Origin of the sequence: Bordetella genomosp. 8, assembly GCF_002119685.1 — a bacterium.
GTDB lineage: Bacteria > Pseudomonadota > Gammaproteobacteria > Burkholderiales > Burkholderiaceae_B > Bordetella_C.
Genome location: NZ_CP021108.1, coordinates 718,437 through 738,000, shown reverse-complemented (window position 1 = coordinate 738,000; position 19,564 = coordinate 718,437). Strand labels below are relative to the sequence as shown.

Annotated in this window: 17 protein-coding genes; 6 read left to right on the top strand and 11 right to left on the bottom strand. The window is 67.5% G+C overall.

The window, feature by feature from the left end:
* Positions 1-11: 11 nt before the first annotated feature.
* The 11 genes from CAL12_RS03350 to CAL12_RS03300 form a co-directional block, all read right to left on the bottom strand.
* Positions 12-719, bottom strand: a complete 708-nt coding sequence (locus tag CAL12_RS03350) for an ABC transporter ATP-binding protein (protein ID WP_086063187.1) — start codon at positions 717-719, stop codon at positions 12-14.
* Positions 712-1,491 (bottom strand): ABC transporter ATP-binding protein, encoded by a 780-nt coding sequence (locus tag CAL12_RS03345; protein ID WP_086063186.1) that lies wholly within the window; start codon positions 1,489-1,491, stop codon positions 712-714. Before CAL12_RS03345 ends, CAL12_RS03350 begins: the two co-directional genes overlap by 8 nt.
* The gene (locus CAL12_RS03340) at positions 1,488-2,468 is read right to left on the bottom strand and encodes a branched-chain amino acid ABC transporter permease (RefSeq protein ID WP_086063185.1); all 981 of its coding nucleotides are present in this window, start codon (positions 2,466-2,468) and stop codon (positions 1,488-1,490) included. The genes CAL12_RS03345 and CAL12_RS03340 overlap by 4 nt, the downstream gene beginning before the upstream one ends.
* Positions 2,461-3,354, bottom strand: coding sequence for a branched-chain amino acid ABC transporter permease (locus tag CAL12_RS03335; RefSeq protein WP_086063184.1), 894 nt, complete (start codon positions 3,352-3,354; stop codon positions 2,461-2,463). Before CAL12_RS03335 ends, CAL12_RS03340 begins: the two co-directional genes overlap by 8 nt.
* 21 nt (positions 3,355-3,375) lie before the next feature.
* On the bottom strand, positions 3,376-4,566 hold the full coding sequence (locus CAL12_RS03330) for an ABC transporter substrate-binding protein (protein WP_198298365.1): 1,191 nt from the start codon (positions 4,564-4,566) through the stop codon (positions 3,376-3,378).
* 98 nt (positions 4,567-4,664) lie between these two features.
* A complete protein-coding gene (locus CAL12_RS03325; protein ID WP_086063183.1) occupies positions 4,665-5,471 on the bottom strand; it encodes an enoyl-CoA hydratase/isomerase family protein in 807 nt (268 codons plus the stop codon).
* Between the two features lie 41 nt (positions 5,472-5,512).
* Entirely contained in the window at positions 5,513-7,048 is a 1,536-nt protein-coding gene (locus CAL12_RS03320) for an AMP-binding protein (RefSeq protein ID WP_086063182.1), read from the bottom strand.
* Complete coding sequence (locus CAL12_RS03315) at positions 7,041-7,649, bottom strand: (2Fe-2S)-binding protein (protein WP_086063181.1); 609 nt, start codon at positions 7,647-7,649, stop codon at positions 7,041-7,043. Before CAL12_RS03315 ends, CAL12_RS03320 begins: the two co-directional genes overlap by 8 nt.
* Positions 7,646-8,464: an FAD binding domain-containing protein gene (locus CAL12_RS03310; RefSeq protein ID WP_086063180.1), complete on the bottom strand. Its 819-nt coding sequence runs from the start codon at positions 8,462-8,464 to the stop codon at positions 7,646-7,648. Before CAL12_RS03310 ends, CAL12_RS03315 begins: the two co-directional genes overlap by 4 nt.
* Positions 8,461-11,547, bottom strand: coding sequence for a xanthine dehydrogenase family protein molybdopterin-binding subunit (locus tag CAL12_RS03305; RefSeq protein ID WP_232464689.1), 3,087 nt, complete (start codon positions 11,545-11,547; stop codon positions 8,461-8,463). Before CAL12_RS03305 ends, CAL12_RS03310 begins: the two co-directional genes overlap by 4 nt.
* Before the next feature lie 105 nt (positions 11,548-11,652).
* A complete protein-coding gene (locus tag CAL12_RS03300) occupies positions 11,653-12,516 on the bottom strand; it encodes a helix-turn-helix domain-containing protein (protein WP_086063178.1) in 864 nt (287 codons plus the stop codon).
* 231 nt (positions 12,517-12,747) lie between these two features.
* Between CAL12_RS03300 and CAL12_RS03295 the strand changes: the two genes are divergently transcribed.
* From CAL12_RS03295 to CAL12_RS03270, 6 genes are read left to right on the top strand one after another with little or no spacing between them, the layout of a single operon-like run.
* Positions 12,748-13,728, top strand: coding sequence for a tripartite tricarboxylate transporter substrate binding protein (locus CAL12_RS03295; RefSeq protein ID WP_086063177.1), 981 nt, complete (start codon positions 12,748-12,750; stop codon positions 13,726-13,728).
* 41 nt (positions 13,729-13,769) lie between these two features.
* A complete protein-coding gene (locus CAL12_RS03290) occupies positions 13,770-14,765 on the top strand; it encodes an ABC transporter substrate-binding protein (protein WP_086063176.1) in 996 nt (331 codons plus the stop codon).
* Positions 14,766-14,774: 9 nt separating this feature from the next.
* Entirely contained in the window at positions 14,775-15,665 is an 891-nt protein-coding gene (locus CAL12_RS03285) for an FAD binding domain-containing protein (protein ID WP_086063175.1), read from the top strand.
* Positions 15,662-16,177 (top strand): (2Fe-2S)-binding protein, encoded by a 516-nt coding sequence (locus CAL12_RS03280; RefSeq protein WP_086063174.1) that lies wholly within the window; start codon positions 15,662-15,664, stop codon positions 16,175-16,177. The genes CAL12_RS03285 and CAL12_RS03280 overlap by 4 nt, the downstream gene beginning before the upstream one ends.
* Positions 16,161-18,590: a xanthine dehydrogenase family protein molybdopterin-binding subunit gene (locus CAL12_RS03275; RefSeq protein ID WP_086063173.1), complete on the top strand. Its 2,430-nt coding sequence runs from the start codon at positions 16,161-16,163 to the stop codon at positions 18,588-18,590. The genes CAL12_RS03280 and CAL12_RS03275 overlap by 17 nt, the downstream gene beginning before the upstream one ends.
* 31 nt (positions 18,591-18,621) lie before the next feature.
* Complete coding sequence (locus CAL12_RS03270; protein WP_198298364.1) at positions 18,622-19,458, top strand: SRPBCC family protein; 837 nt, start codon at positions 18,622-18,624, stop codon at positions 19,456-19,458.
* The last annotated feature ends 106 nt before the right edge of the window (positions 19,459-19,564 follow it).

Sequence of the window (19,564 nt, the reverse complement as noted above, 5' to 3'; positions counted from 1 at the left end):
GTTCCCGCCGCTCAGACCGCGATCGCCCGCATCAGCGCCTGCACGTCCTCGGGCCGGTCGGCGCGTCCGCTCAGCACCACCCGCCCGCGCTCCAGGGCGTAGAAGCGGTCGCACAGGGTCAGCGCCCGCGAGACGTTCTGCTCGACCAGCAGGATGGACTGTCCGGCCGCCTTGACCTGCGCCATGACCTCGAACAAGTCGTTGATGATCAGCGGTGCCAGGCCTTCCGTCGGCTCGTCGATCAGCAGCAGGTCGGGCTGGCCCAGCAGCACGCGAGCGATCGCCAGCATCTGTTGCTCGCCACCCGACAGGGTGGTGCCGGGCTGCGCGCGGCGCTCGGCCAACCGCGGGAATCGTCGATAGATGCCATCGAGCCGCGCGCGTTCCTCGGCGCGGCCCAGGCGGGCGCACTGCATGAAGCCCATGGCCAGGTTTTCCTCGGTGGTCAGGCCGGGAAAGATGCGCCGGTCCTCGGGCACCAGGCCGATGCCGCGCCGGCATATTTTGTCGGACGCCAGGCCGGCCAGGGATACGCCCCGGAAGCGGATCTCGCCGCCGCTGGCCGCCGTCCAGCCCGCCACCGTCTTGACGGTCGTGGTCTTGCCCACGCCGTTGCGGCCGAACAGTCCGACCACTTCGCCCGGCCCGACCTCCAGCGTCAAACCCTGCAGGACATGGCTCAGCCCGTAATGCACATGTACGTCGCGCAGTTCAAGCATGCGCGGCCTCCCCGAAATAAGCGGCCTGGACCGCGGGATCGGCGCGCACCTGCGCCGGCGGTCCTTCGGCCAGCTTGCGGCCCTGCGCCAGCACGATCACATGGTCGGATACGTCCATGACCAGCCCGACGTCATGCTCGACGAGCAGGATCGTCAGGCCGCCGGCCAGGCGCTTGATCAGCGCGGCGGTTTCCTGGGTGTCGCCATGGGACATCCCCTGGGTGGGTTCGTCCAGCAGCAGCAGCCTGGGCTTGCAGGCCAGCGCGACCGCGATCTCCAGGCGCCGCTGCTCGCCGTGCGACAGCGCACCCGCGGGGTCGGCCGCCTTGGCCTGCAAGCCGAATTCCTCCAGCAGTTCGTCGACCCGGGCCTGCGCGATGCGCGAGGCCGACAAGGGCCGCAGCCCGTTCCAGCCACCGTCCAGCACCTGCGCGGCAAGCCGCAGGTTTTCGGCCACGGACAGTTCGAAAAACAGATTGGTGATCTGGAACGAGCGCGCCAGCCCGGCGCGCAACAACGCATGGGGCGTCCAGCCGGTGACGTCGCGGCCATCGAAGGCGACCTTGCCCGTCGTCGGCCACAGGGCGCCGCTGATGAGGTTGAACAAGGTGCTCTTGCCCGCGCCGTTGGGGCCGATCAGCGACGTGATGCCGCCGCGCGCGACCTGCAGCGTCACGTCGTCCACGGCCCGCAGCGCGCCGAAGCGCACTCCCAGTTGCTCGACCCGCAGGATGGCATCGCCGCTCGCGGCCGTTCGGTCGGTTGTGCTCACTTGCGCCTCCGCAATGCGCCCACCAGCCCGGCGGGAAAGAAGATGACCGCGATCATGAACAGCACCCCGATCACGATCAGGTGATGTTCGGTGTAGGTGCCGATGATGGACTTCAAACCGAACAGGATGACGCTGCCGTAGAGCGCGCCGATCAGGGTCCCGACCCCGCCCAGCACCACGGTGATGACGGCATTCCCGGACGTCTGGAAGTACAGCAGCTCCGGCGAGGCAAAGCCGCGCAGCACGGGATACAGCGCGCCCGCCACGGCCGCCAGGACGGCGGCGATCACGAAGGCCGCCAGCTTGTAGCGCCAGGGATCGAAGCCCAGGAAGGACAGGCGCTGCGGATTGGCGCGCAGCGCCTGCATATTGCGCCCGAAGGGGGTATTGAGCAGGTAGCTGAGCACGCCGTACATGATCATGACGAGGGCCAGCACGACCAGGAAGAATCCCAAGGGGTCCGACGCCGAAACCTGCCACGGTCCCACGCCGACGGCCACCACCGGAACCCCCATCAGCCCGTCCGAAGCGCCCAGCGCCTGGACGTTGTAGACCGCCTTGGCCGCGATCTGCGCCAGGCCGAAAGTGATCAGGGCGAAGTACACCCCGCGCGCCCGGATGGCGATGATGCCGGCCACCAGGCCCGCCACCGCGCCGCTCGCCGCCACCACCACCAGCATGGGCCAGAAGGAAAAGCCCGCGTCGCGCAGCAGCAAGCCCGCCACGTAGGCGCCGAACCCGAAGAACAGCGCCTGGCCCAGCGACAGCAGGCCCGCGATGCCCAGCAGCAGATCCACCGCCATGGCGAGCCCGCCGAAGATCAGCGCCTCGGTCGCCAGCCGCAGATAGAAGACGTTGTCCGTCAGCCAGCCCGCCAGGCCGCCCGCCAGGGCCAGGACCACGAAGACCAGGGCCAGCCCGGGCCGCACGCGCGCCCGCTGGTTCGCCGCGCGCGGCAATGCGATCGTGTCAGCCATGGCCCAGCCTCCCGAACAGACCTTGCGGACGGAACATCAGGACCAGCACCATGATGCCGAACAGCAAGGGATCCGACCACACCGGCGAGATATACAGGCTGGACAAGGCCTGGACCTGGGTCAGCAGCAAGCCGGCGATGATCGCGCCCTTGATGCTGCCCAGCCCGCCCACGATGACCACGGAGAAGGCCATCAGGATGAAATCCTTGCCCATGGTCGGAAACACCGAATACACCGGCGCCAGCAGCACGCCCGCCAGTCCGGCCAGCGCGACGCCGAAGGCGAAGGTGGCCGCATAGACCCGCAGCACCGGAATACCCAGCGAGGCGGCCATGTTGCGGTCGTAGGCGGCGGCCCGCACCATCGCCCCCAGGCGGGTGCGGTAGACCACCCACCAGACCGCCGCCACGATCGCCACGCCCACGCCCATCAGGAACAGGCGGTAGGTGGGGAAGATCATCCCGAACAGCTCGGTCGCGCCGGTGATGGGCGCATCCGGACGCAGGGGATTGGGACCGTAGGCCAGCTTGAACAGGTCTTCCAGCACGATCGCCATGCCGAAGGTCAGCAGCAGCGTCAGGATATGGCGGTCCTTGTGGTGGAACACGCGCTGGATCAGCGCACGCTCGGTCAGGTAGCCGATGGGCAGCATGACTAGCGGCACCAGTACCAGCGCGACCCAGAAGTCCACGCCCATCGCCAGCAGCGACATGCCCAGGTAAGCCCCCAGCGCGTAGAACTCGCCGTGCGCCATATTGATGACGTCGAGCAGGCCGAAGATGATGGTCAGCCCCAGCGCCATCAATATCACGGCCACGCCCAGCGACAGGCCGTTGACGACCTGCGGGGCGTAGACGAACTGCAGGCTTTCGAACAAGGCGTTCATGGCATTCCTCGTGAACCGGGCCTACCAGCGCTTGCAGACGCTGGCATCGATGGCGTCCTTGCCGTCGACCTTGCTGACGATGGTGAAGTTGCCGTTCTGGATGCGCACCACGTACATGTCCTGGATCGCCTGGTGATCGGCCGCCCGCATGGTCTTGCGGCCTTGCGGCGTATCCCATTCCAGTCCTTCCATGGCCTTGCGGACCTTGGCGGTGTCGGTGCTCTGTGCCTTTTCGACGGCGGCCTTGTAGAAGTACAGCACGCCGTAGGAATCGGCACCGTACAGATCGGGCAGGACCTTGTTCGCCTGCTTGAACTTGTCGACGAACTGCTTGTTCTCGGGCGTGTCGATTTCGGGCGAGTAGCCGACGCCGGTGACGAAGCCTTCCGCGTTCTTGCCGATGGCCTTGATGTTCTGCGCGGTGATCGCGCCGGACACGCCGACCATGGTCAGGTTCTTGTTCATGCCGTATTCGCTCATCTGGCTGAACAGGCGCACGGTGTCGTTGCCCGCCGTCGACGTGTAGAAAACCTGAGGCCGCGCCGCGCGTATCTGGCCGAAGTAGCTCGAATAGTCCTTGCTGTCGAGCGGTGCGAACAGGTCGCCCACCGGCTTGATGCCGCGCTGCTCGGCGGCGCTCTTGAACGCCGCCACCGTGCTACGGCCCATTTCATAGTCCGGTCCCAGCAGGAACAGCGAGGCGCCCGGCTTCTCCTTGGCGAGCCAGGCGGCCAGCGCGACCGATTGCTGGCCCGCCTTCGCGTTCACCCGGAACACGTTGGGCGAGCACTTGTCGCCGGTGATGGCGTCGGAAAAGGACACCGTCGTGGCGATCAGCTTGTTGTTGCGTTCGGCCACCTGGCCAACCGCCAACGTCGATCCGGAATTCACCGTGCCGGTCAGGAAATCGACCTTGCTCTGCTGGAACAGCTTCTCGGCCTTCTGCACCGCGACCTGGGGATTGGCCTCTTCATCCTCATACATCAATTCGACCTTGCGGCCCATGATGCCGCCGGCGGCGTTGATCTCGGCCAAGGCCATGTCCAGGCCCATCTTCACCTGAGCGCCGATGGGCGCGTAGGTGCCGGACAGCGGGGTGACGACGCCAACTCGTATCGGCTGCGTATCCTGCGCCAGTGCGCCCTGCGCGCCCAGCGCCATCACCATGGCCGCGGCCATATGCAGGGGGAACTTGCGTTGCGTGGTGTTCATGCGATGTCTCCTTGTCGTTTTATGCAGGCCGGCGGCCAGGAGGCGCGCCGGTCGATCCTGCGTTATATCGTCATGCCGCCCATACCGGGCGGCGCCCATCAACTGCCTTTGAAAACCGGCGCACGCTTGCCGTGGAAGGCTTCCACCCCTTCTCGGAAATCGTCGGAGCTGCGCAGGCGGCTGTAGCAGTGTCCCTCCAGCTCGATGGCGATGGAAAGCGTGGAGTCCTCCGTGTCGTTCAACAATTTCTTGGCCGTCCGCTGGGCGAGTGGCGAAAAGCCGATCAGCTCTTCGACCAGCCGGTCGGTGGCGGCTTCCAGTTCGGCATCGGGCACGCACTCCGTGGCGATCCCCCAGTCGTAGGCCTGCTTACCCGGGATGCGGCGCGAACGCATGACGACGTCCTTGGTGCGCGTGATGCCGACCATCTTCTGCAAGCGGGCCGAACCGCCGGACCCCGGAATCTGGCCCAGTTTCTGCTCGGGCAGCGCATAGCGCGTGGTGTCGGTCACGATGCGGAAATCGCAAGCCAGGGAGATCTCGAAGCCCACGCCGAAACAATAGCCACGGTTGGCGGCGATCACCGGCTTGCCGCAGCGCGCCGGCGCGGCGATATTCCAGGCCAGTTGGGAGACATGTTCCGGCGACGCCGCCAGGAAGCCCTTGATATCTCCGCCGCTGGAAAAGTGCTCGCCCTCGGCCCGCAGCACGATCACCCGCACCGCATCGTTTTCGTCCAGCGCTTCGAATACCAGGCGCAGCTGATCGCGCTGCGGCATGGCGATGATGTTGAACGGCGGGCGCGCCAGCACGATGTCGGCGCGCTGGCGGGATTCGTCGATCTCCACGCGGAAACCGTCGAGATCGGCGAGCAGATGGTGGGCCGGATGGTTCAAGGTAGACACGGATACTCTCCTGAATGAATGGTTGCGGTCCGGTTCCGGGATCAGGATGGATCCCGCTCGAACTCCCCGGCCACCAGCAGGCGGCGCAGGATTTTGCCCACGGGCGATTTGGGTATGCCCCGCACGAAGACGTAGTCGCGCGGGCGTTTGAAATTGACCAGGTCGGACTCCCGACAATGGGCGTCCAGCGCCGCGGCATCCACCGGCTGGCGGCGCTTGACGAAGGCGACGACCCGCTGGCCCCAGCGCTCGTCCGGCAAGCCCACGACGGCGACCTCGTCGACCGCCGGATGCAGCGACAGCAACGATTCGATTTCCACGGGCGATATGTTTTCGCCGCCGGAGATGATCATGTCGTCGACCCGGCCGGTCACGTAGAGATCGCCGTCGGCGTCGAGATAGCCGGTATCTCCCGTGAAATACCAGCCGCCGCGCAGGGCCTTGGCATCGGCGTCCGGGCGATTCCAATAGCCTTCGAAGGCTTCGTCCCCGGCCAGGTCGGCGATGATCTGTCCTTCTTCGCCCTGGCGCGCCAGCTCGTCCGGCCCGGCAGCATCCAGCCGCACCACGCGAATGCGGGTATTGATGCCGGCACGGCCCGCGCAGCCGGCCTTGCGCGCCGCGTCCTGGTTGACCGTGCAGGTATAGACCTCCGACGACCCGTAGTGATTGGCGAACAGCGTGGGCCGGAACGCCGCGTCCAGCCGCTTGAGCAGCGCGTCGTGCATGGGCGCGCCGGCGAAGCCGATCTTGCGCACCGACGATATGTCGGTGCGCGAAAAATCCTCGTGGCCCAGGATGTCGTGATACAGCGTGGGGACCAGGTACAGCGTGGTGATGGCTTCATCCTGGATGGCGCGCAGCACCGCCGCGGGATCGTACCTGGGTATGCAGACGAACACGCCGTCGACCAGCGCCATGGACAGCAGCGAGCGCACGCCCATGGTGTGATACAGCGGCATGACGCCCAGCGTGCGTTCGCCGACCCGGTAGGTATTCTGCGCGACGTGTGCCAGCGCGGCGGCGCGCTCCTGGCGGTGCCGGCGCGGCACGCCCTTGGGCTTGCCGGTGGTCCCCGAGGTATACAGCATGAGCGATACGTCCTCGGCGCTCGCCCGTGGCGTGTCCGCATCCGCCGCGGCAGCACCGCCGCGCAGCAACTCGGCGAACGCCAGCCCCGGACCGGCATCGTCGCCCACCACGATGCGCGGCAAGGCGCTCGCGGCGGGCGACAGCGCCACCGCGTCGGCGCTGACGCTCTCGTATGCGATTGCGCGGGCACCCGAATCGCGCAGGCAGTATTCGATCTCGTCGCCCTTGGCGCGCCAGTTCAGCGGCGTCGCGATCACGCCCAGGAACTGGCAGGCCCAGTGCAGGGTGGCCGCCTCCCAGCGATTGCGTAGCACCATCAACAGATGATCGCCGCGCGCCAGTCCCAGGCCGGCCAGTCCGGCGGCGGCGGCCCGCACGTCTTCATGCCACTCGCCGTAGCTGCGCCGCACCGCGCCGTCGACGATGGCCAGGGCGGTCGGACTGCGCTCCACGCTTTGCAGGAAGGTGCGTCCCAGATCAAGCATTTGCGTCACCTCCGGCAAGGCGGGGCCTGGCCAGGCGGTCGCGCGCGGTCTCCATCACCGCGCGGACGATATTGGTGTAGCCGGTGCACCGGCACAGATGTCCCGACAGGGTTTCCCTGACCTGCTGCTCGGTCGGATCGGGTACGCGTGCCAGGAAGTCATCGCAAGTCATCAGTATTCCGGATGTGCAGAAACCGCATTGCAGCGCGTGGTTCCGCTTGAAAGCGGCCTGCAGGTCGCCCATCGCGTCCGCGACATTGCTGGCATTCGTGGCATTCGTGGTATTCGTGGCATTCGTGCCGTGCGCCGCGTGCACCGCCGCGTCACGCGCGTGCTTGCGCGCCAACCCTTCCACGGTGTCCACGTTCAGGCCTTCGGCCTGCACCGCCAGCATCATGCAGGACCGCACCGCCACGCCTTCGACCTGCACCGTGCAGGCGCCGCAGACGCCGTGTTCGCAGCCGACGTGGGTGCCGGTCGCGCCCAGTTCGTGGCGCAGGAAGTCCGCCAACAAGGTGCGGTTGTCGCACGCGCCCGTGCGCGCCTTGCCGTTCAGGGTGATGGCGATGGTGTCGCGCTGTCCCCGGTCCAGAGCTTTCATCGGGTCGCTTCCTCTATCACGCGCCGTCCCAGGTTGCGCACCAGGTGGCGGCGATACACCGCGCTGGCATGCGGATCGTCCTGGGCATCCAGCTGCCACGCAAAATCGTTGATGGCGCTCGCCAGCTCGCTCGCCGCCAGCCGCGGCAAGGTCAACACGCGCGGCCGGTCGGAGACGCCGCCCACCGCCAGCCGTATCTCGCGTTCGCCGACCACGGCGGCGCAGGCCACAATGGCGAAATCCCCATGCCTGCGGCTGACTTCGGCAAAGGCATAGCGGGTGCCCGGACGGTGCAAGGGATAGTGCACGTCCTCCAGCAGTTCGTCGTGGCGTCGCGCGGTGGTCAGCATGCCCTGGAAGAACGCGTCGGCCTCCAGCTCGCGCCGCCCCTTGCGCGACCGCAGCCTGACCTTGCCGCCCAAGGCCGCCAGCGCCAGGGGCAGCTCCGCGCTGGGGTCGGCATGCGCCACCGAGCCACATACGGTGCCCCGGTTGCGGATCTGGAAATGCGAGATCCTGGGAAAGGCGAGCGCCAGCAGGGGCACTTCCTCGGACAGTGTGGCGCGCCACTCGACGGAGGCCTGCGTGGCCGATGCGCCGATCGCCAGGAAGCCGTTCTCGGGACGCGCGTAGTCGAGGCCCTTCACGCGGGAAATATCGACCAGTACGCGCGGCTGCGCCAAACGCATGTTCAGCACGGCCATCAGCGACTGGCCGCCCGCCAGCACGCGGGCGTCGTCACCATGCTCGTCGAGCAGGGCCAGCGCCTCGTCGACGGTGTCGCAACGGCGGTAATCGAAGACGGGAGGCTTCATCTGGATACCCCCAACCAACGCAGCAGGCGCCGCCAGAGCGGCACCGACACCGACACCGGCAGGCCGGCGGCGTCGCTCCCGGCAGGACCGCCGGCCTGGCTGCCCAGTTTCTCGAACAGCTGCGCCAGCACGATCCTGGCCGCGCCTTCCAGCATGCGTCCTCCCACCGCGGCCACCTTGCCGCTGACTTCCGCCCTGTAGTCGTAGCGCAGCAACGTGCCCGAGCCCTGCGGCTCCAGCTCCACGCTGCCGTCGCCGCGCGCCGTGCCCAGCGACGAAATCCCCGATCCGGACAGCCGCAGCCGATACGGCGGCTCGAGTTCGGAAAGCGCGATCTCCGCCGCATAGCGTGCCTTGACCAGGCCCACGCCGACTGTCACATCCGCGCGATAGCGGTTCGGCCCGGTGGGCTCCAGCGCATGGCAGCCAGGAATGACACGGGCCAAAGCCTCGGGATCGAGAAACACGTCGTAGACCGCTTGCGGCGGCGCCTGCAGCCGCACCTCGCCGCGCGCGGTCAACCCGCGGCCCTTGCCGGCGGGCGAGCCCGCGCGCGATTCCGCGCCAGCCGCCTCGGCGCCTGACACGCCGCCGGCCAGCGATGCGCCAGCCGACGGTTCCTCGGCCCGCGATGTGGCCCCCCGCGCGGGCGCTCCGCCGGCAGGCTCGGGGTCGGCCATGCCGATCAAGTCCATCACCCGGGACGGACTCAGCGGCAGGCGCACGTCCGCCACGCCCAGCGCGTCGGCGACCGCATTGGCGACGCAGACCGGCGTGCTCATGTTGTTACCCTCCCCCAGCCCCTTCGCGCCCAGCGGCGTGAAGGGCGACGGCGTCTCCATGTGGACGATCACCGGCTCGGGCACTTCGCAGGCGGTCGGCACCGTATAGTCCGCCAGCGTGCCGGACAGGAAGCTGCCATCCGCTCCGTAGACGAACTCTTCCATCAAGGCCGCGCCCAGGCCCTGCGCATAGGCCCCGCTTATCTGTCCGTCGGCCAGCGCCGGGTTCAGGATGCGGCCGGCGTCATGGCAGGTCACGTAGCGGTCGATGCGGACTTCCCCCGTCTCCCGGTCGACCTCGACCGCGCAGATATCGAACACGAATCCATAGGCGGCCGACGTATTTATGCGGTCGTCCTCGGTCGGCGCGGTCAGTTGCTCGGGGGTCCAGAAAACAGTCGCCCGCAGGCTGGCGTCCTCTCCCGGCGGGAGCAGCGCGGGCGCCCAGTGCGCGCCGCTGGACAGGCGGGCGAACGGCAGCGACTTGTCGGCGCGCCCTTCCGGAAAAATCTTTCCGCCGGCGAACCGTACGTCCCGCGGCGCGCAGCCGAACTGCGCGGCCGCGATGCGCGCAAGCTTGTCCCGCACCTGCACCGCGGCCAGATGCAGCGTCCCGGCGACCGCGCCGGCAAAGCGGCTGGAGTAATTCCCCGCCGCCACCGACCACGCATCCTTTTGCGTATCCAGCTCGGCGTTGACGGTGATCTCCGACGGATCCAGTCCCAGCACGTCGGCCACGATCTGCGCGGCCACCGTGCGGTGTCCCTGCCCTTGCGGGGTCGAATCGATGATGGCGGTCACCCCGCCCAGCAGATCGATGGCGACCGTCGCGGTGGCCAGCGCGCCGTTCTTCGGCCCGGCCTTGGCCCGCTGCTCGGGCGTCAGGGCCGTGGTGATATAGCCCATGTTGGAGATGGACGGCTCGACGATGGCCGCATAACCGATCCCATACAAGCGGCCTTCGCGGCGGGCCGCTTCGCGCCGCGCCAGCAATTCGTCCAGGCCGCCCCGCTCCATCGCCAGCGCCAGCGCCTTGGGATAGTCTCCCGAATCCAGCAATGCCCCGGCCGCCGCGCGGTAGGGGAAGGCACCCGGCTGCACGAAATTGCGACGGTACACGTCCAGCGGATCCAGCCCCAGCTCGACGGCGATGCGCTGGACCAGGCGCTCCAGCGCGTAGTACACCTGCGGCCCGCCGAAGCCGCGCACCAGGCCGGCGGGCGTCTTGTTGGTCAGCACCACCCGGTTGCGCACGCTCAGGTTGGGAATGTCGTAGGCGCCGGTCAGGCAACCGTGCATGCGATAGAAAGTCGCCGGCTCCGGCGCGCGCAGATAGCCGCCGACGTCGTCGAACTGGTCATAGTCCAGGGCCGTGATGCGGCCATCGGCTTCGACCGCGGCGCGCAGCGTGGTCAGGCGGCCCGTGGCGGAAGTCGCCGCCACCAGGTGCTCCAGCCTGTCCTCCACCCATTTGACGGGGGCGCCGGCCTTGCGCGCGGCCAGGCACATCAACACGATGTACGGAAACACCGCCTGCTTGACGCCGTAGCTGCCGCCGGAATCGGGCGGCGTCTTCAGCCGCAAGCGCGCGGCGGGTACCTGCAAGGCCAAGGCCATCACCGCATGCAGCGAAAACGGCCCCTGGAAATTGGACAGGACTTCATAACCATCGTCGTCGGACACATGCTCGGCGGACACCACGAAGCATTCGATGGGCGTGCCCGAATTGCGCGGATAGCGCACTGTCAACCGCACGCTGTGGGGGGCGCGCGCGAAGGCGGCTTCGGGATCGCCGTAGCGGAAGACGCGATCGCTGGCGATATTGCTGCCCACCTTCTGATGCAGCAGGGGCGCATCCTCGGCGATGGCCGCGTCTATCTCGACGACCGGATCGAGCGGTTCGTACTCGACCTCCAGCTGTTCCAGGGCGTCTTCCGCCAGCGCGCGGCTTTCGGCGACCACCACGGCCACCGGCTCGCCGACATAGCGGACCGTATCGACGGCCAGGCACCAGTGCTCCATGGGTTGCTTGACGCCGACCACGAACGGCCGCGTCCAGCGCCGAACGTCGTCGCCTGCGAGCATGGCGTGCACCCCGGGCAGCGCCAGGGCCCTGGCGCCATCCACCCGCAGCAGACGCGCGTGCGCATGCGGCGACCGCAGCACGGCCGCGTGGAGCGTGCCAGGCTTGGTGCCCAGATCGTCGGCATATCGTCCCTTGCCGGTCAGCAGGGTATCGTCTTCGATCCGCTGACGGGCGTCGCCCACGTGCCGTACGGCGCGTTGCTGGCCTGTATCCAAGTCTCGTCCCGTCGGACGGCAGCCCTCGCCGCGCGCCCTTGTAATAGTCTTGGACGCAGCTTAGACAGGAGCGGGACCGGCCGTCTTACCGGGCAATCCGGCAACTTACCCTGGAGTCTGATTTTCGTAACTCTGGACGACCCGACGGTAGTCGTTGGGCGCCGAGCCGATGTGCTGGCGGAAGAAACGGGTGAAATGGCCGGGCGCCGAGAAACCCAGCCGGTAGGACAGGTCGGTCAGCGTCGTGTCGCGCCGGCTCAGCGCCTGCAGCGCGGCCTCCATGCGCAGCACATTGCTGAAAACATTGGGCGTCAGGCTGGTGCTGCGCCGGAACAGCTCGAAGAAATGCGCGCGCGACAGCCCGCTGCGGGTCGCCAGCGCGGCCATGTCGACGGGCGCGCCGATGTTTTCCCGCATATACGCCATGGCGCGCCGGATGCGCGGGTCCATGGCGTTCGTGGCGTGCTTGTACGGGAATCCCCGCAGATTGCGCCATTCCGAGAACGGATCGATGACGGCGATCATCAGGTCGAACAGCACCGCCTCCAGCCGCTGCGGCGAAATCTGGTCGGCGAAGTACATCTCCATGGCCAGTTCGTCGGCAAGCTTGCGGATGCGGGGCGCGATCTCCACGCACGGCTTGGGGAAGAACTGGGGATGGGCGGAAACCCAAAGCTGGCGCTGGATATCGGCCAGCCAGGAAGGCTCTATGTACAGCGCCAGGATGACGGTGCCGGGCGCCAAGGGACCGGGATGCTCATAGGAATGCAGCTCCCAGGCGTTGACCAGCACCGCCGTATCGTCGGTCAGCGGGTTCAGGCGATCGCGTACCGAGAAGAACGTGTCCGCCCCGCTGGCCTTGATCAGCACATGGCAATGGTGATGCGCATGCGGGATCAGCGGCTTGTCCATGTCGAGCAGCGCGACCCGTCCGAATCGGCCGTGGAAGATTTTGATGGCCGTTGACAAAAGGTCCTCCTCATAGGCACCCGGCGCTTTTCTCGTCGTTCTTCTTGTCGCCATTATAGGAAGCGGAGCGCTCCGGCGGGGTTCCGCGTGCCCCGGCGTACGGCCGATAAGTATTTTCCCTAAATGTCGCCGCGAAAATAATCAGTACTATGAGCAAAAAACTCAGTAGGCTGATTAATCGGCCACTCACTTGGCGTCCAGGAGGCGCCGGTAAACAAGGGGTAATTCGTCATGACGCTGGGCAAACTGATCACGGGAGCCGCCGCGGCGGCCCTATTTTTAGCGGCGGGAACCGCCTTGGCCGCCGAGGACGCGGCCTCCTTCCCGAGCAAACCCTTGGACATCATCGTTACGTTTCCGCCAGGCGGCGGGACGGACATGCTGGCCCGGCTCATCGGCAATTACATGCCGGAAGCGATAGGCAAGACCGCCATCGTCGAAAACCGTCCCGGCGCCAGCGGCAACGTCGGCGCGCGGGTCGTGAAGGAGCGGGCGCCGGACGGTTATTCGCTGCTGATGGTCAACAGCTCCTTCGCCGTGAATCCCGGCGTTTTCAAGACCCTGCCCTTCGATCCGAAGAAGGACTTCGACGCCATCATCAACATCGCCTACGTGCCCTCGGTGCTGGTGGTGCCGCCCGGTTCGCCTTACAAGACCCTGGCCGACGTCACGGCGGCCGCGGCGAAGGCCAACGACGTCTCCTTCGGGTCCTGCGGCAATGGCACGCCGCAGCATCTGGCCGGCGAGCTGTTCAAGCTGCAGGCCAAGGTCAACATGGTGCATGTGCCGTACAAGGGCTGCGGTCCGGCGCTGAACGACGTGGTGGGCGGCCAGATCGGCCTGGCGGTGATCACGGCGTCCAGCGCGCTGCCCTTCATCAAGGCCGGCAAGCTGCGCGCCGTGGCGGTCACCTCCAAGGAACGCTCCAAGCTGATGCCGGATGTGCCGACGGTGGCCGAACAGGGCTACCCCGGCTATGAACTGACGCAGTGGCACGGCCTGCTGGCTCCGGCCGGCACGCCCCCGGATATCAAGCAGAAGCTCTATGAAGCCGTCGCCAAGATCATGCGGCGCCCCGATGTGGAACAGAAGCTTGCGGACCTGGGTTATGACACCGCCTCCGACGGGCCGGCGGTTTTCCAGAAAATGGTGAACAGCGATATCGACAAGTTCACCGCGCTGGCGCAGAAGATCGGCCTGTCGGCGGATTAGCGCGGCGCGGCTCAAGGCAAGGGACCAACAGGAGCATCACGATGAGCAATAAATTGAAGATCAGTCTGGCCTGCGGCATGTACGATCGGACCGCGGCCTTGTTCGACGGCCGCGCCCCCATCGAGGGATGCGACGTCGCGGCGGTGCCGGTCGAGCCGGAAGAAGCCTTCCACCGCGCCTTCCGCTACCACGAGTTCGACGTCACCGAAATCTCCATGAGCAGCCACATGATGACCACGGCGCGCGGCGACAACGCCTACGTCGCGGTGCCGGCGTTCATTTCGCGCGTCTTTCGGCAGTCCGGGATCTACGTCCGCACGGACCGTGGCATCGAGAAACCGCAGGACCTGCGCGGCAAGACCATAGGCGTGCCGGAATACCAGATCACCGCCAACGTGTGGATCCGCGGCATCCTGGAAGACGAGTATGGCGTCAAGCCGTCCGACATCAAATGGCGCCGTGGCGGCATCGAGGAACCGGGCCGAGGCGAGCGCGCGCCCATCGACCTTGGCAAGGACATCGACCTGCAGCAGATCCCGGACGACAAGACCTTGTCCGGCATGCTGGAAGCCGGCGAGATCGACGGCTACATCGGCGCGCGAGCCCCGTCCTGCTTCCTGCGCGGCGCGCCCAACGTCGGTCGCCTGTTCGGCGACTACATCGAGGCCGAGAAAGACTATTACCGGCGCACCGGCATCTTTCCCATCATGCATATGGTGGGTATCCGCAAAACGCTGGTCGAAGAGAATCCCTGGCTTCCGGTCAGCGTGTACAAGGCTTTCCTGAAGGCCAAGGCGCTTGCCGTCAAGGAACTGAACGAGATCTGCCACCTGGCGGTGACCTTGCCGTGGATGGTGCATCACTACAACGAAGCCCGCTCCATCATGGGCGAGGACTTCTGGCCCTACGGACTGGAAGCCAACCGGCACACGATCGAAACCTTTGCGCGCTACCACTACGAACAAGGCCTGTCCAAGCGCAAGGTCGCGCCGGAAGAACTGTTCGCCGCGTCCGCGCTGGACCTGTCGAAGATCTGACATCCGCCGATGAAAGCCCCGGCCCTGCGTTACCTGGCGCCCCGTTCGGTGGACGAGGCCCTGGCCATGCTGTGCGAAACGGAGAACGGGCGCATCCTGGCGGGCGGCCAGTCGCTGGTCGCCATGCTGAATATGCGCTTCGCGTTTCCGGAGTGCCTGATCGACATCAACCGCATCCCCGAGCTGGCCTACATCCGCGCCAGCGGAGATGGCGGGATGGTGGAGTTCGGCGCGATGACCCGCCAGCGGGAGGTCGAGTTTTCGCCGCTGGTGGCGGAGCGCCTGCCCTTGTGGCGCGAGGCGGTGCTGCAGGTGGGACACCGGCAGACGCGCAACCGGGGCACCGTGGGGGGCAGTCTCTGCCAGCTGGACCCTTCGGCCGAAATCCCCACCGTGGCCATGGCCATGGATGCGCGCGTCGAGGTTCGCAGCCGGCGCGGCGCGCGCGAAATCGCCATGGCGGATTTCCCGGCGGCCTATATGACGCCCGCCATGGAACCCGACGAAATGGTGACCGCCGTGCGCGTTCCCGCCTGGCCCCGGCACCATGGATATGCATTTGTAGAATTCGCGCGCCGACACGGCGATTTCGCCATCGTTTCGTGCGCGGCCTTGGTATTGCTCGACAGGCACGGCCTCGTCGAACGGGTGTCGCTGACGCTGGGCGGAGTCGCGATCGCGCCCTTGCGCATGCGCGAAGCGGAAACGGCGCTGCTCGGCCGCGCGCCGGACGATGAAGCGCTGGCGCTAGCCGCCGCGACATGCGGGCAGGTCGATGCCGTTGCCGACAGCTACGTGCCGGCCTGGTATCGCCGCAGGCTGGCCACGGTACTGTCGCGCCGCGCGCTGGAACAGGCCGTGGCGCGGGCCGTCGCGCACGAGGAGACCTCATCACCATGAACCAGGACGACGCCCCCGAGGCGCTGCCGATCCGGCTGGTCGTCAATGGCCAGCCACGCCAGGGCGCGGCCGAACCCCGCGTCCATCTCGCGGACTTCCTGCGCGGGGAACTGAAGCTCACCGGCACGCACATCGGCTGCGAACACGGCGTGTGCGGCGCCTGTACCGTGCTGGTCGATGGCCAGACCGCCCGTGCCTGCCTGATGCTGGCGGTGCAGGCCGAAGGCTGCCGCGTCGAGACCATCGAAGGGCTGGCCGGCGACGGTGCGCCGCACGTGCTGCAGGCCGCCTTCCACGACCTGCACGCGCTGCAATGCGGCTATTGCACGCCCGGCATCCTGATGTCGCTGGCCGAACTGCTGCGCGACAACCCCGACCCTGACGAAGCCACCGTGCGCGATGTGCTGTCGGGCCATTTGTGCCGTTGCACCGGCTACCAGAACATTGTGGCCGCCGCGCTCGAAGCGGCGCGGCGACTGCGCGAAGAGCGGCTACATGGACACATCGCTTGAACCCGCTTATCCCGAGGTAGCGCCCGGCGCGCGGCCGGACGCGGCGCCCCTGGCGAATCCCGGCATCGGGGCATCCGTCCGCCGCATCGAAGACGAAGCGCTGCTGACCGGCACCGCCCGCTTCCTGGACGATCTTCAGGTCGATCCGCTGCTGCACGCCTGCTTCGTGCGCAGTCCGCATGCGCATGCACGCATCCGCGCCATCGATGCCACGGCGGCGCGCGCCATGCCGGGCGTGGTGGCGGTGTACGCGGCGCAGGACCTGTACGGCGAAATCACCGAATGGCGCATGCCGCTGGGCTTTCCGCTTGCCAACCTGCCCGCCGATACCACACCGTTCGTGCTCGCGACGCACGAAGTCGCCTTCGTGGGCGAAGCCATCGCCATCGTGGTGGCGTCGACGCGCCATGCGGCGGAAGACGCCGCCGCGGCGGTCGCGGTGGACTATGAAGTGCTGCCGGCCGTGGCGGATTGCCGTGCGGCACTGGAACCCGCGGCCCCGCCCGTGCGGCTGGGACTGGCGTCCAACGCGCTACAGGAATACACGCTGTCGTACGGCGATTGCGATGCCGTTTTCGCCGATGCGCACACCGTGCTGCAGGAAGACTTCCACGTGCACCGAGGCTGCGGCCATCCCATGGAAGGGCGCGGCGTGCTGGCGCGGCCCGACCCGGCATCGGGCGAATTGACGGTGTGGTCGTCGACCCAGCTGGCGCACGAACTGCACTACACGATCGCGATGATGCTCGGCCATCCGGAAGACCTGCTGCGCGTCGTGACGCCCGATGTCGGCGGAGGCTTCGGCGTCAAGTTCATGATCTATCCGGAAGAAATCGCGGTGCCGGCGGCCGCGCGCAAGCTGGGCCGGCCGGTCAAATGGGTGGAGGACAGGCGCGAGCATTTCGTCAGCGCGATCCAAGAGCGCGACCAGTATTGGTCGATGGCGGTGGCCGTGGACGAACGGGGCTGCGTGCTGGGCCTGCGCGGGCGCATGGTGCACGATCATGGCGCGTACACGCCGCAAGGCGCCAACGTGCCCTATAACTCGGCCTCGTCGATGACCGGTCCCTATGTCGTGCCGGCCTATCGGCTGGACGTCGCCGTTGCCTATACCAACAAGGTGCCGGTCGCCACCGTGCGCGGCGCCGGCTATCCGCAGGCCGCCTTCGTCATGGAACGGCTGCTGGACCGCATCAGCGCGACCCTGGGCATCGACAGGGCGGAATGCCGCCGGCGCAACATGATTCCGGCCGCGAAGATACCCTATACCAAGCCGCTGAAGTCGCGCGCGGGCGTACCCCTGACCATAGACAGCGGCGATTTCCCGGCGCTGCAGGCGCGCGCCCTGCAGGCCATCGACTATGACGGCTTCGACGCCCGCAGGCAGGCATCGCGCGCGCGGGGCCTGTATCGCGGCATCGCGGTCGCCAACAGCGTCAAGCCGACCGGGCGCGGTCCTTTCGAATCGGCGCGCGTCAGGGTGCAGCCTTCCGGGCAGATATCCGTGTACACGGGCGCGCTGGCCATGGGGCAAGGCATCAAGACCACGCTGGCGCAGATCTGCGCCGGCCATTTCGGCGTCGCGGCGGAAGCGGTGCAGGTCATCGCCGGCGATACCGCCTTCATAGGCTATGGGATGGGTGGCTTCGCCAGCCGCCAGGCGATCATGGCGGGCTCCGCGGTGGACCAGGCATCGGCCAGGCTGCGCCGACGTATCCTGGACGCGGCAGCCGTGCTGCTCGATACCCTGCCGGACGAACTGACCTTGGCCCATGGCGAAGTGGTGTCCCGATCGGGTACGGGACCATCGGTGGCCCTGGCCAGGCTGGCAATGCTGCTGAAGGGTGTACCGGGTTATGCCCTGCCCGTCCCGGGCGACCCGGGGCTGGACGAGACCGTCCACTTCCATTGCGATGCGCAGGCTTATGCGGGCGCGTCGCACGCCTGCGAGGTCGAGGTCGATGCGCTGACCGGCGCGGTATCCATCGTGCGCTACGTCGCCGTGCATGACAGCGGACGCATCATCAACCCTGTTCTCGCGGCCGGCCAGGTGCACGGTGGGGTCGTGCACGGCATCGGCAACGCCCTGTTCGAATGGATGGGCTACGACGACGCCGGGCAGCCGCTCAGCACGACTTTCGCGGAATACCTGCTGCCGACGGCACCCGAGGTGCCCGACGTGGAAGTGATCTTCCAGCCTTCCATGACGCCGCTCAACCCGCTGGGCGTAAAGGGCGTGGGCGAATGCGCCACCATCCCGGTTGCCGCGGCGGTCATCGGCGCGGTCGAACACGCGCTGGCGGGTCAGGGGGTGCGGCTATCGGAATTCCCCTTGACGCCGATGCGCCTGCTGGAGTGCCTGGACGCCGCCGACGGCCCCGACGATATCGCGCCGGCCGGCGGACGCGCCTAGGCGCAGCTTTCATACTATTTCAGGAACAGCCATGGAGTTCACCAATACCTTCCACGTGCCGCTGCCGCTGGAAGAGGCCTGGCAGCTGATGCTCGACGTGCCGCGCATCCTGCCCTGCCTGCCGGGCGCGCGGCTGACCGAAGTCGAGGGCGACAACCGATACAAAGGCTCGGTGTCGGTCAAGCTCGGCCCCATCCGGCTTTCCTTCGACGGACAGGCCCAGCTGGTGCGCCAGGACGATGAAAACCACATCGCCTGGCTGGAAGGGTCGGGCGTCGATCCGAAAGGGCGTGGCTCGGCCCGATCCGAATTCAGTTTTGCGCTGGCGCCGGTGGCCGGAGGCACCCAGGTCACCGTCACGACGCAGCTGGCGCTATCCGGCTCCGTCGCCCAGTACGGGCGGGGCAGCGGCATGATCACCGAAGTGGCGTCGCAGATCCTGGCCCAGTTCGAACGGAACCTGGCGCAGTCGCTGGCCGCACCGGCCGCCGGGACCGGGGCAGGCGCGGAGATGGGCCCGGATCCGGACACAGGCCTGGACTCAGGCCCGGCCCCGGACACAGGCGCGACCGCGGCCGCGCGCGGCGCGGCATTGCGAGGCGCGGCGCTGAACGGGGCTGCCGGAACACCTGCTGCGTTCGCCGCCGGCACAGTAGACGCCCAGACGGTGCTGCTGCAGGCGCAGGCGGTACTGGGCCAGGCCCAGGCCATCCTGGCCTTGGCCCAATCGCGCATGATGCAGGCGCAACACGGCAAGGCGGCAAGCGCGCCGCCGGCCGCTGAACTCAATATGCTCAGCATCGGGCTCAAGGCGATGTGGGCACGCATCCGCTACGGCGTCGCCGGTCTGCTGGGCCGCCGGCCATGAACGGTTCCCAACGCTAGAGCCGGGATCCAGGCGGCGGCGCGGCGCGCAGGGCGAATCAGGCGCCCTGTTCCCGACTTAACTGCTGCGAATCAGGCCCCCTGCCCCC

What these genes read in the sequence shown, in the direction of transcription:
- CAL12_RS03350 (WP_086063187.1), bottom strand. Translation starts at nt 719, where the DNA reads ATGCTTGAACTGCGCGACGTACATGTGCATTACGGGCTGAGCCATGTC.
- CAL12_RS03340 (WP_086063185.1), bottom strand. Translation starts at nt 2,468, where the DNA reads ATGGCTGACACGATCGCATTGCCGCGCGCGGCGAACCAGCGGGCGCGC.
- CAL12_RS03335 (WP_086063184.1), bottom strand. Translation starts at nt 3,354, where the DNA reads ATGAACGCCTTGTTCGAAAGCCTGCAGTTCGTCTACGCCCCGCAGGTC.
- CAL12_RS03330 (WP_198298365.1), bottom strand. Translation starts at nt 4,566, where the DNA reads ATGAACACCACGCAACGCAAGTTCCCCCTGCATATGGCCGCGGCCATG.
- CAL12_RS03320 (WP_086063182.1), bottom strand. Translation starts at nt 7,048, where the DNA reads ATGCTTGATCTGGGACGCACCTTCCTGCAAAGCGTGGAGCGCAGTCCG.
- CAL12_RS03315 (WP_086063181.1), bottom strand. Translation starts at nt 7,649, where the DNA reads ATGAAAGCTCTGGACCGGGGACAGCGCGACACCATCGCCATCACCCTG.
- CAL12_RS03310 (WP_086063180.1), bottom strand. Translation starts at nt 8,464, where the DNA reads ATGAAGCCTCCCGTCTTCGATTACCGCCGTTGCGACACCGTCGACGAG.
- CAL12_RS03295 (WP_086063177.1), top strand. Translation starts at nt 12,748, where the DNA reads ATGACGCTGGGCAAACTGATCACGGGAGCCGCCGCGGCGGCCCTATTT.
- CAL12_RS03290 (WP_086063176.1), top strand. Translation starts at nt 13,770, where the DNA reads ATGAGCAATAAATTGAAGATCAGTCTGGCCTGCGGCATGTACGATCGG.
- CAL12_RS03285 (WP_086063175.1), top strand. Translation starts at nt 14,775, where the DNA reads ATGAAAGCCCCGGCCCTGCGTTACCTGGCGCCCCGTTCGGTGGACGAG.
- CAL12_RS03280 (WP_086063174.1), top strand. Translation starts at nt 15,662, where the DNA reads ATGAACCAGGACGACGCCCCCGAGGCGCTGCCGATCCGGCTGGTCGTC.
- CAL12_RS03275 (WP_086063173.1), top strand. Translation starts at nt 16,161, where the DNA reads ATGGACACATCGCTTGAACCCGCTTATCCCGAGGTAGCGCCCGGCGCG.
- CAL12_RS03270 (WP_198298364.1), top strand. Translation starts at nt 18,622, where the DNA reads ATGGAGTTCACCAATACCTTCCACGTGCCGCTGCCGCTGGAAGAGGCC.